Source organism: Pseudomonas carassii, from assembly GCF_036324045.1.
GTDB classification, from domain to species: Bacteria; Pseudomonadota; Gammaproteobacteria; order Pseudomonadales; family Pseudomonadaceae; genus Aquipseudomonas; species Aquipseudomonas peradeniyensis.
This window is the reverse complement of the sequence record NZ_JAZDCT010000027.1, coordinates 17,913-29,137: the sequence shown is the minus strand read 5'-3', so window position 1 is coordinate 29,137 and position 11,225 is coordinate 17,913. Positions and strand designations below refer to the sequence as shown.

The 11,225-nt window shown below is 58.4% G+C and carries 12 protein-coding genes and 1 tRNA gene; 2 read left to right on the top strand and 11 right to left on the bottom strand.

Translation table 11 applies throughout. The annotated features are described in order from the left end of the window. Positions 1–12: 12 nt before the first annotated feature. From V0R62_RS18970 to thrS, 10 genes are all read right to left on the bottom strand, one after another. A complete protein-coding gene (locus V0R62_RS18970; RefSeq protein ID WP_330104820.1) occupies positions 13–1,323 on the bottom strand; it encodes a class I SAM-dependent methyltransferase in 1,311 nt (436 codons plus the stop codon). A gap of 772 nt (positions 1,324–2,095) precedes the next feature. Next, a tRNA-Pro gene (locus V0R62_RS18965) sits at positions 2,096–2,172 on the bottom strand. A 99-nt stretch (positions 2,173–2,271) separates the two neighbouring features. Further along, positions 2,272–2,628 (bottom strand): MerR family transcriptional regulator, encoded by a 357-nt coding sequence (locus tag V0R62_RS18960; RefSeq protein WP_011533210.1) that lies wholly within the window; start codon positions 2,626–2,628, stop codon positions 2,272–2,274. Further along, positions 2,609–2,911, bottom strand: coding sequence for an integration host factor subunit alpha (gene ihfA / locus V0R62_RS18955; RefSeq protein WP_009394049.1), 303 nt, complete (start codon positions 2,909–2,911; stop codon positions 2,609–2,611). Before ihfA ends, V0R62_RS18960 begins: the two co-directional genes overlap by 20 nt. 4 nt (positions 2,912–2,915) lie before the next feature. After that, entirely contained in the window at positions 2,916–5,297 is a 2,382-nt protein-coding gene (pheT, locus tag V0R62_RS18950) for a phenylalanine--tRNA ligase subunit beta (RefSeq protein ID WP_330104819.1), read from the bottom strand. A gap of 31 nt (positions 5,298–5,328) precedes the next feature. Next, the gene (gene pheS / locus V0R62_RS18945) at positions 5,329–6,345 is read right to left on the bottom strand and encodes a phenylalanine--tRNA ligase subunit alpha (RefSeq protein WP_186661675.1); all 1,017 of its coding nucleotides are present in this window, start codon (positions 6,343–6,345) and stop codon (positions 5,329–5,331) included. 111 nt (positions 6,346–6,456) lie between these two features. Next, a complete protein-coding gene (gene rplT, locus V0R62_RS18940) occupies positions 6,457–6,813 on the bottom strand; it encodes a 50S ribosomal protein L20 (protein ID WP_003250671.1) in 357 nt (118 codons plus the stop codon). A gap of 27 nt (positions 6,814–6,840) precedes the next feature. Then, positions 6,841–7,035: a 50S ribosomal protein L35 gene (rpmI, locus tag V0R62_RS18935; RefSeq protein WP_003250667.1), complete on the bottom strand. Its 195-nt coding sequence runs from the start codon at positions 7,033–7,035 to the stop codon at positions 6,841–6,843. Positions 7,036–7,098: 63 nt separating this feature from the next. Continuing rightward, positions 7,099–7,650, bottom strand: coding sequence for a translation initiation factor IF-3 (infC, locus tag V0R62_RS18930; RefSeq protein WP_172402370.1), 552 nt, complete (start codon positions 7,648–7,650; stop codon positions 7,099–7,101). Beyond that, positions 7,650–9,572, bottom strand: coding sequence for a threonine--tRNA ligase (gene thrS, locus V0R62_RS18925; protein WP_330104818.1), 1,923 nt, complete (start codon positions 9,570–9,572; stop codon positions 7,650–7,652). Before thrS ends, infC begins: the two co-directional genes overlap by 1 nt. A 333-nt stretch (positions 9,573–9,905) precedes the next feature. Between thrS and V0R62_RS18920 the strand changes: the two genes are divergently transcribed. Together V0R62_RS18920 and V0R62_RS18915 are read left to right on the top strand one after the other, a co-directional pair. Further along, entirely contained in the window at positions 9,906–10,208 is a 303-nt protein-coding gene (locus V0R62_RS18920) for a hypothetical protein (RefSeq protein ID WP_330104817.1), read from the top strand. 163 nt (positions 10,209–10,371) lie between these two features. After that, entirely contained in the window at positions 10,372–10,584 is a 213-nt protein-coding gene (locus V0R62_RS18915) for a cold-shock protein (protein ID WP_012313861.1), read from the top strand. 224 nt (positions 10,585–10,808) lie between these two features. Here the strand turns inward: V0R62_RS18915 and V0R62_RS18910 are convergent, their stop codons facing one another. Further along, positions 10,809–11,129, bottom strand: a complete 321-nt coding sequence (locus V0R62_RS18910; protein WP_330104816.1) for an I78 family peptidase inhibitor — start codon at positions 11,127–11,129, stop codon at positions 10,809–10,811. Positions 11,130–11,225: the final 96 nt, after the last annotated feature.

Here is an 11,225-nt window from a genome sequence, read left to right as displayed (position 1 = left end):
ATTTTCTATGCTTCACTTGGGAAACAAGTCGGCCAAAACGGCATTCAGTTGACGCACCTCAATTTTTTTCAGACCGTTTGAGTGATGCACCAACCTTCGCTGGAAATCATAACCTCGGAGTCTATGCGCCATCATACGGGTAACCTCCTCACCCTCGTCAAGCAAAACCCCATATACGGAACCCGCCGCTACGGCACCGACTTCATTGAGCAGAACCTTTGGGCTCTTCTGTGTAAAGCCAGAAGCAACAAGAAGCGACGGCGCGGGGTGAGGGCGGTATCGCCACCAAAACTCACGTGTCGTGCATGTACTGTAGCGCCTCCAGACGTCGGGATGAACTCCTTCCAGGTAGCGACTTAACTCCGGAGAGTGGTCATCCAGGTCACTTCGTATCAGCCAGCAGCGTGATCCAGAGCGCACAAAAATTTGCTGAAACGATTCTTCATCGAGAAGTGACAAATCTTGACTAACAGAGCGCAACGACGTAACACACGGACGAACGTCTTGATCACGCTTCAGCGAATAAAAAAGGCGTTCCTCTTCTGTAAGCACAAATATTTTCTGCCCTCCTGGGCTCAAACCTCTAATAGCCTTGCAGTTCCTACTACCGTCAGTGTATGAAATAACCTTCGATCGGGTACCTGAAGCATTATCTTTCAGATTCACTACCCCAGACCTATTGATCGTCCCAAACCTCCATATGCCATCACTAGATCTTTTATCAATAATCGTAATCGACGCAGTGGTCAGCACAGTAGGAAAAATATCTGAATCAAACCGATATACGTACACACCCCATTTCTTGGACTCAATAAATTTTCTAAGCTCTATTGCACTTGGCCTAGCCACCCACTCATAGGGTACTACTTGCGCCACAAGTCCATCATCACTACTGCGCATTAGTGCTCTAGCAAGAAATAACACAAAAGCATTCGCAGTTTTTTTTAATGACGGCCCACCGTCTTCAACAATACGTCTCAACGCCATATCGCGCCATTCTGCTTCGAGGCCATGATGACGTATGTACGGTGGGTTACCAACGCAAAGCCCGTAGTCTTTTCCCTCCCACTCGAAGGCATCGGCCACAACTAATCTGGCGCCACCCGGAAGATTCGCCTGACACACCTTAGCCTCGTCGCGCTCAACTCCTACGTACTTCCTGTAAGCATGATCCGCATGGCTAAAGCGCCCATCACCAGCACCCAAGTCCAGGACATCTTCAAAAACCTCGCCGGGTCTCTGCTTGGAAATCAAGGACCAGACCAGCTTCACCACATCATGAGGGGTTTCGACTTGGCAGCGCGTTAAGTGATCCTTTTTCATCTCAAATTAACCAAATCCTACTAAAGACTCTAATACGTAAAGGCTACTTCGCTGCCATGCAGCTTCGATCCGCGCGGTTGTAAAGGTCGCATGTACTCTGCGAGATCCTTTCCGAGAAAGCATTCAGAACATCATCGAGGGAGCTCGCCCTGGTTCGACACTCAATTCCTAATCATGACACAAAAACGCTTTGGGCGATTAAATGAGCATGCTGAATCATCACAATTGCTAGCGTTCAGAAGCAGACCCGGGGCTTAGAACCCCACTACAGCTGATCACCGCCAGGCCGACAGGCCTGACACTATGACCAGAAATTAGGCACGAGAGCATGAAAATGCTAAGCGCTCAACCACTAGCCACCAAAGGTACAGCATTGACTGACAGCTGATCAGCAAAAAATGATGCAGGATGAAAGGCGGATCAATGAGCTCTAGGCCAAAAACAGCCTTTGATGCGCTCGGACCGATTATGTTGCATAACTCAATACGACCAGCTAATAAGCAGCCTCGAAATACCAGGCACTCATGCACCAAGCGGCGAAATAGAAAATTATAAGGGTACTACGTCAAATCTGAACTCTAAGTCAACCGTTTCGCAGATTGCGGGCTTTAATATCAAGTAGGTAAGTTTCTTCAGCGGAAACAGGTGCCAGATTTTCTCACACAACTGCCCACCCAAAAAATCTCCGCAGGCAAAAATCTATGACGACCAAAAAGATGAACACATAAAAAAATCCAGTCACCGCTAAGTGACTGGATTTTTTAGGGATTTTTGGTCGGGACGGAGTGATTCGAACACTCGACCCCTTGCACCCCATGCAAGTGCGCTACCGGGCTGCGCTACGCCCCGACATCATTCTCGATACCGCTGAGAACGTTGAAGAATTTAACCTAACCTTTTGAATAATGGAAGCTTTTTTTCAAAAATTTCCACTCGTCGCCAACCAGGTCACTTCTTCAGCACCACCAACACATCCTCCAACTCCGCAATCATCTGCCGAATCAGCTGCTTGTACTGGCTGGACTCATCCTTGACCTCATCACTGGAGAGCCGTAACCGCGCCCCGCCAATGGTAAAGCCCTGGTCATACAGCAAAGCGCGGATCTGGCGGATCATCAGCACGTCCTGGCGCTGATAATACCGCCGGTTGCCACGGCGCTTCACCGGGTTGAGCTGCGGAAATTCCTGCTCCCAGTAGCGCAGCACGTGCGGCTTTACCGCACAGAGCTCGCTGACTTCACCGATGGTGAAGTAGCGTTTGCCCGGGATGGGGGGCAGCTCGTCGTTATGGCTTGGTTCCAGCATAGGCCTCTACCCGGGCTTTCAGCTTCTGCCCTGGACGAAAGGTGACGACGCGGCGCGCGGTGATCGGGATCTCTTCCCCTGTTTTAGGGTTGCGGCCCGGCCGCTGGCGTTTGTCGCGAAGGTCGAAGTTGCCGAAACCGGACAACTTGACCTGCTCGTTGTCTTCAAGCGCGTGCCGAATTTCTTCGAAAAACAGCTCGACCAGCTCCTTGGCCTCACGCTTGTTAAGCCCCAGCTCCTCGTACAGCCTCTCGGCCATCTCAGCTTTCGTCAGAGCACCCATGCCGTTATTTCCTTAACGTGGTGTTCAACCTTTGTTCAAGCGAGGTGAGGATGGTTTGCAGGGTTTCATTCACCTCATCGTCGTTAAGAGTGCGCGATGGATGTTGCCAGGTCAAGCCGACGGCCAGGCTTTTTCTATCAGGATCAATGCCTTTACCCTGGTAGACGTCAAACAGCCTGAGGTCTGTGAGCCATTCGCCTGCATTGTCACGAATTACTTCAAGCACCGAGCTAGAAGCTACATCACGACCTGCGATCAAGGCCAAGTCACGGCGGGTTTCCGGGAACTTGGACAGTTCGCTGAACTTCGGCAGGCGACCTTCCACTACATCACCGAGCACCAGCTCGAAGACGAACACCGGGCGGTCGAGGCCGAGTGTCTTGGCCAGCTCCGGGTGGATGGCGCCGAGGTAGCCGACTTCCTTGCCGTCGCGCTCGATGCGGGCGGTCTGGCCTGGGTGCAGGGCTGGGTGCTTGCCGGCGACGAAGCTGAAGTCGCTCAGCGCGCCCGAGTAGCCCAGCAGGGCCTCCACGTCGGCTTTGACGTCGAAGAAGTCGATGCCGTCGCGACCGTTGGCCCAGCCTTCTGGCTGGCGGCTGCCGGTGACGACGCCGGCGATCATCGGCTGCTGCTTGAGGTCACCGAGCTGGCCGACGAAGCGCAGGCCGCTTTCGAACAGGCGCACGCGGTCTTGCTGGCGGTTGAGGTTGTGCTGCATCGCCTTGACCAGGCCCGGCCACAGCGAGGCGCGCATGGCGGCCATGTCGCTGGAGATGGGGTTGGCCAGCAGCAGCGGCTCGACGCCTGGGGTGAACAGCTCGAACAGTTTCGGGTCGATGAAGCTGTAGGTGATGGCTTCCTGGTAGCCGCGGGCGACCAGCAGGCGGCGCAGGTTCGGCAGCTCGCCACGGGTTTCCGGGCGGGCTTGCGGGGCCAGGCGGGCCTGCGGGTAGCGGACCGGCAGGTTGTTGTAGCCGTACAGGCGGGCCAGCTCTTCGATCAGGTCGACTTCCAGGCTGACGTCGAAGCGGTGGCTTGGGACGGTGACAGTCCACTCCCCTGCCCCGTTTGCGCTGGTTTTCAACTCCAGGGCGTTGAGCAGTTGCTCGACCTGGGCGGCGTCCATCTCCATGCCGAGCATCTGGGTGATGCGTTCGGCGCGCAGGGTGATCGGCGCGATGTTCGGCAGGTGCTGCTCGCTCACGGTCTCGACTACGGGGCCTGCTTCGCCGCCGACGATCTCGAGGATCAGGGCGGTGGCGCGCTCCATGGCTTCACGGGCCAGTTGCGAATCCACGCCGCGCTCGTAGCGGTGCGAGGCATCGGTGTGCAGGCCGTAGGAACGGGCCTTGCCGGCGACGGAGATCGGCTCGAAGAAGGCGCTCTCGAGGAACAGGTCGCGGGTCTTCTCGGTGTTGACGCCGCTGTGCTCGCCACCCATCACGCCGGCAATGGCCAGGGCGCGGGTGTGGTCGGCGATCACCAGGGTATCGGCGCGCAGGGCGACTTCCTGGCCATCCAGCAGGACGAGCTTCTCGCCCTCCTCGGCCATGCGTACGCGGATGCCGCCGTTGATTTCGGCGAGGTCGAAGGCGTGCATCGGCTGGCCGAGTTCGAGCATCACGTAGTTGGTGATGTCGACGGCGGCGTCGATGCTGCACACGTCGCTGCGGCGCAGGCGCTCGACCATCCACAGCGGGGTCGGCTTGCTCAGGTCGACGTTGCGGATCACGCGGCCCAGGTAGCGCGGGCAGGCGGCCGGGGCGCTGACTTCGACCGGGCGCACTTCGTCGTGGGCGGCCGGTACGGCTGGCACCACCGGGCGGGTGACCGGCACGTCGTACAGGGCGCTGACGTCACGGGCAAGGCCGGCCAGGGACAGGCAGTCGCCGCGGTTCGGGGTCAGGCCGATCTCGATGCTGGCGTCGTCCAGGTTCAGGTACTTGCGAATGTCTTCGCCAACCGGGGCGTCAGCCGCCAGTTCCAGCAGGCCATCGTTCTCTTCGCTGATCTGCAGCTCGGAAGCCGAGCAGAGCATGCCGAACGACTCGACGCCACGCAGCTTGGCCTTCTTGATCTTGAAGTCGCCCGGCAGTTCGGCGCCGATCATGGCGAACGGGATCTTGATGCCTGGGCGGGCATTCGGGGCGCCGCAGACCACCTGGAAGGTCTCTGCGCCGTTGCTCACCTGGCATACGCGCAGTTTGTCGGCGTCCGGGTGTTGTTCGGTGGTGAGGATCTCGCCCACCACGATGCCGCTGAACTGGCCGGCAGCGGGGGTCACGCTGTCGACTTCGAGGCCGGCCATGGACAGGCGGGCGACCAGCTCGTCACGGGAGACTTGCGGGTTTACCCAACCGCGCAGCCACTGTTCACTGAATTTCATGCTGTTCTCCTGAAAGTTGCGTCGATTGGGCCTAGCGGAATTGAGCCAAGAACCGCAGGTCGTTGTCGAAGAACAGACGCAAATCGTTGACGCCATAGCGCAGCATGGCCAGGCGCTCGGCGCCCATGCCGAAGGCGAAGCCCTGGAACTCTTCCGGGTCGATGCCAGACATGCGCAGCACGTTCGGGTGGACCATGCCGCAGCCCATCACTTCCAGCCAGCCGGTCTGCTTGCAGACGCGGCAGCCGTTGCCGGAACACATCACGCACTGGATGTCGACTTCGGCGGACGGCTCGGTGAAGGGGAAGAACGACGGGCGGAAGCGCACGGCCAGTTCTTTCTCGAAGAACACCCGCAGGAACTCTTCGATGGTGCCCTTGAGGTCGGCGAAGTTGATGCCACGGTCGATCAGCAGGCCTTCGACCTGGTGGAACATCGGCGAGTGGGTGATATCCGAGTCGCAACGGTACACACGGCCTGGGCAGACGATGCGGATCGGCGGCTGGGTGCTTTCCATGGTGCGGACCTGTACCGGCGAGGTGTGGGTGCGCAGCAGCATGTTGGCGTTGAAATAGAAGGTGTCGTGCATCGCCCGCGCCGGGTGGTGGCCGGGGATGTTGAGCGCTTCGAAGTTGTGGTAGTCGTCTTCGACCTCGGGGCCTTCGGCGATGCCGTAGCCGATGTGGGTGAAGAACTGCTCGATGCGCTCGAGAGTACGGGTGATCGGGTGCAGCCCGCCGGTGGTCTGGCCACGGCCTGGCAGGGTCACGTCGATGCATTCGGCGGCCAGGCGAGCGTTGAGCTCAGCCTCTTCAAAACCGGCCTTGCGTGCGTTGAGCACGTCGGTGACGCGTTCCTTGGCGTCGTTGATCAGCGCGCCAACCTTGGGGCGCTCTTCGGCTGGCAGGTTGCCCAGGGTCTTCATCACCTGGGTCAGCTCGCCTTTCTTGCCGAGGAATTGAACCCGGATCTGTTCCAGGGTAGTGATGTCTTCAGCGCGTTCCACGGCCTCTAGGGCTTGGGCGACCAGCGCGTCCAGGTTTTCCATGTACAGACTCCAGATACGAAAATAGGGGAAGAGCTTTTGAAGGCTCTTCCCCTATCCGATGACGTTTTACACCCGACGGCGCAGGCGCCGCCGGATGATTGTCGTGGGTACTTAAGCCAGTACGGCTTTAGCCTTCTCGACAATCGCAGCAAACGCCGCTTTTTCGTTCACTGCCAGATCGGCCAGAACCTTACGGTCGATTTCGATCGACGCCTTTTTCAGGCCAGCAATCAGACGGCTGTACGACAGACCGTTGGTGCGGGCACCGGCGTTGATACGAGCGATCCACAGTGCGCGGAACTGACGCTTCTTCTGGCGACGGTCGCGGTAGGCGTATTGGCCTGCCTTGATGACCGCTTGCTTGGCTACACGGAATACGCGCGAACGTGCACCGTAGTAACCTTTAGCCAGTTTCAGAATTTTTTTGTGACGCTTACGAGCGATAACGCCGCGCTTAACACGAGCCATGAGTAACTTCCTCTATCTTAACCAGAATTAACGAACGCGCAGCATGCGCTCGACTTTTGCCACGTCAGACGGGTGCAGCAGGCTGGCACCGCGCAGTTGACGCTTACGCTTGGTCGACATTTTGGTCAGGATGTGGCTCTTGAAAGCGTGCTTGTGCTTGAAGCCGGAAGCCGTCTTCAGGAAGCGCTTCGCAGCACCGCTCTTGGTTTTCATCTTTGGCATGTTGGAACTCCGCATTCGAATAAAAATTACACAATAATCATCAGGCCTGCCGTGCCCGGGAGATTACTTCTTCTTTTTGGGGGCGATGACCATCATAAGCTGGCGTCCTTCCATCTTCGGATGCTGCTCAACGGTGCCGTATTCGGCGAGGTCGGTTTCGACCCGCTTCAACAGCTCCATGCCCAGCTCCTGGTGGGCCATCTCACGGCCGCGGAATCTCAGAGAGATCTTGGCCTTGTCCCCATCGCTAAGGAAACGTACCAGGTTGCGTAGTTTTACCTGGTAATCCCCTTCTTCCGTCCCTGGACGAAACTTGATTTCTTTGATCTGGATCTGCTTCTGGTTCTTCTTGGCTTCGTTGGCCTGCTTCTTCTTCTCGAAGAGGTGCTTGCCGTAGTCCATCACCTTGCAGACGGGCGGTACCGCGTCTGCAGAGATTTCCACCAGATCCAGCTTCGCTTCATCAGCGATACGCAGCGCTTCATCAATCGAGACGATGCCAATCTGCTCGCCGTCAGCACCAATTAACCGAACCTCGCGTGCCGAGATATTCTCGTTGATCGGGGCTTTCGGTGCAGTTCGTTTATCGTTTCTCATTTCACGCTTAATAGTCATTACTCCGATTCTTGGCGACCACGCCGGGAAACCGCTTGCGACAGCAGCTCAGCGAACTGCGCGACGGGCATCGAGCCCAGGTCAGCGCCTTCGCGGGTGCGCACAGCGACGGTTTGCGTTTCGACTTCGCGATCCCCTATAACCAAAAGATAAGGGACCCGCAGCAACGTATGCTCGCGGATTTTAAAGCCGATCTTCTCATTTCTCAAGTCCGACTTGGCACGGAATCCGCTACCGTTCAGGGCTTTTTCCACCTCGAGGGCGAAATCGGCCTGCTTGTCGGTGATGTTCATGATCACGGCTTGGGTCGGCGCGAGCCAGGCCGGGAACACGCCGGCGTAGTGCTCGATGAGCATGCCGATGAAGCGCTCGAACGAGCCGAGGATGGCGCGGTGCAGCATCACCGGGCGCACACGGCTGTTGTCTTCGGCAATGTAGCTGGCGTCCAGGCGCTCCGGCAGGTTCGGGTCGTACTGCAGGGTGCCGCACTGCCAGTTACGGCCGAGGCAGTCGCGCAGGGTGAACTCGATCTTCGGACCGTAGAACGCGCCCTCGCCCGGCTGGTATTCCCACTCCAGGCCCGACTCGTTCAGGGCGTCGGCCAGCGCGCCTTCGGCGCGGTCCCACAGCTCTTCAGAGCCCACACGCTTGGCGGGACGGGTCGAGAGCTTCATGGCGACGTCGGTGAAACCGAAGTCCTTGTACACGTCCAGGGTCAGCTTGATGAAGTCGGCGGCTTCTTTCTTCACCTGGTCTTCGGTGCAGAAGATGTGCGCGTCGTCTTGTACAAAGCCACGCACGCGCATGATGCCGTGCAGGGCACCGGACGGCTCGTTACGGTGGCAGGCACCGAACTCGGCCAGGCGCAGTGGCAGGTCGCGGTAGGATTTGAGGCCCTGGTTGAACACCTGCACGTGGCACGGGCAGTTCATCGGTTTTACCGCGTAGTCGCGGTTTTCCGACGAAGTGGTGAACATGTTCTCGGCGTAGTTGGACCAGTGGCCGGAGCGCTCCCAGAGGATGCGGTCGACGACCTGCGGGGTCTTGATCTCCTGGTAGCCGTTTTCACGCTGGACCTGGCGCATGTACTGCTCGAGTACCTGGTACACAGTCCAACCGTTGGCGTGCCAGAACACCATGCCAGGCGCTTCTTCCTGCAGGTGGAACAGGTCGAGCTGCTTGCCGATCTTGCGGTGGTCGCGTTTTTCGGCTTCTTCGATGCGCTGGATATAGGCGGCCAGCTGCTTCTTGTCGGCCCAGGCGGTGCCGTACACGCGTTGCAGCTGCTCGTTCTTGGCATCGCCGCGCCAGTAGGCGCCGCTCAGCTTGGTCAGCTTGAATGCTTTGAGGAAGCGGGTGTTCGGCACGTGCGGGCCGCGGCACATGTCGACGTATTCTTCGTGGTAGTACAGGCCCATGGCCTGTTCATCCGGCATGTCCTCGACCAGGCGCAGCTTGTAGTCTTCGCCACGCTGGGTGAACACGTCGATGACTTCGGCGCGCGGGGTCATCTTCTTGACGACGTCGTAGTCGGTATCGATCAGCTGCTGCATGCGCTTTTCGATCGCGGCGAGGTCGTCCGGGGTGAAGGGACGCTCGTAGGCGATGTCGTAATAGAAGCCTTCGTCGATCACCGGGCCGATCACCATCTTGGCGGTCGGGTACAGCTGCTTCACCGCGTGGCCGATCAGGTGGGCGCACGAGTGACGAATGATCTCCAGTCCCTCTTCATCTTTAGGGGTGATGATCTGCAGGGTGGCGTCGTGGTCGATCTTGTCGCAGGCATCGACGAGCTTGCCGTCGACCTTGCCGGCCAGGGTGGCCTTGGCCAGGCCAGCACCAATGGATGCGGCGACTTCGGCTACGGATACCGGCTGGTCGAACGTGCGTTGACTGCCATCGGGAAGAGTAATAATGGGCATGGCGCCTCCTCTCCTAGTGGTGACCCCTACCAAAGGTCACGTGGGTTGGGATGAGCCAGTACAAGATCCGCCCTGCCTTTCCCGCGGGAAAGCCTGCCTCACAGTGGCAGAGACCTTTCGGCCTGCCAGGGTCGAACCAGAGTGACTGGAAGGTAAAAGTTGCAGGCCGCCAGTGGCGAGCCGCAAGCCGAGCATGCTAGCACGCGGGTTGCACCGGGTCGCAGAAATATTTGGAAATTACGCCGCCGGGGTGAACTTGTGCGGAAAATTTCCTATCAGACCTTCTGAAGCAACCTACTCTTGATGAGACCTTTACCCAAGGAGTGTTCGGTTATGCGACTTCAGTCCCTTCTGGCTGCCTGCGCTGCAAGCGCCCTGCTGCTGCCGCTGGCTGCCAACGCAGGCAATTTCCCCGCCGGTAAGGAAGCGTCCTACATGACCCAGTGCCTACAGGTGGCGAGCGGCCAGGGCGTGGACGCGGCGACGGCGAAGAAGCACTGCGAGTGTGGCGCCCAAGCCATCAAGAAGAATTTCAACGACAAGGAGATCGAAGACCTCGACAGCCAGGACGGCGTTGACGCCAAGCTGATGCAGAAGGCCCAACAGGTGGTTCAGGCCACCTGCAAGCCGAAATAAACAGGGTTATCTGGCCATTGCACGCATCTTTTGCGCTGGATCAACATCCTGCGAAGGTAAAAGGCGCTAGATGTGCAGAAATGGACTATGATGTTGCCGGTGCTACTGCAGCCTCGGCGCATCGCACCTCGAAAAAAAAATCATGTTTCTGGAGATTCACCTCATGTCCAATCGCCAACAAGGCACCGTCAAATGGTTCAATGATGAAAAAGGCTACGGCTTCATCACCCCAGCAGGCGGCGGCGACGACCTGTTCGTACACTTCAAGGCCATCGAATCCGACGGCTTCAAGAGCCTGAAAGAAGGCCAGACTGTTTCCTTCGTTGCCGAAAAAGGCCAGAAGGGCATGCAGGCTGCACAGGTTCGTCCGGAGTAATTTTCGGATAGCTGCAAAAAAACCCGCCACTTGTGGCGGGTTTTTTATTGGCTGCCAGAATCACGCAGCACCTTTGTAGGAGCGGCCTTGCCGATGCGTCGGACCGGTCGGAAAGGGCCGCAAAGCGGCCCCGGCGATCTGTGTTGTGGCGACGAACTTGGGGCCGCTGCGCGCCCCTTTCGCGACACAAGGCCGCTCCTACAGGGGGCCAATTCTGGCTTGGATCAGCCGCAGTTGACGCGGGTGACCACACCCTTGTCGTCGACATTCAGGTTCAACCGCTCGGAGCGGTATTCCAGGGTGATCACATCATGCGGCGTGAGAATGCGCGCCATCTGCGAGCCACTGGCCTTGCGCGCCTGCTCCAGCAGCTCCGGCGAAGCCTGCTTGCCGATGGTGAAGTCGGCACCACTGGCTTCGCAGCGACCATCATTGCCGGCCGGGGCCGCTGGGGCACTGCTGCCGCCCGAAGAGCCACCGGTGCTGCAACCTGCCAGAACGGAAGCCACCAGCAAGGTCGCCAGGGAAGCGCGGGTACGGAACATGAATCCTCCTAAATAAATCCGGGAACTGCCTGATGCGACAATTCCTCCAGGCATTTGTTGCACAAGCGCACGATTCTGCCTGACTCGGGCAGGTGA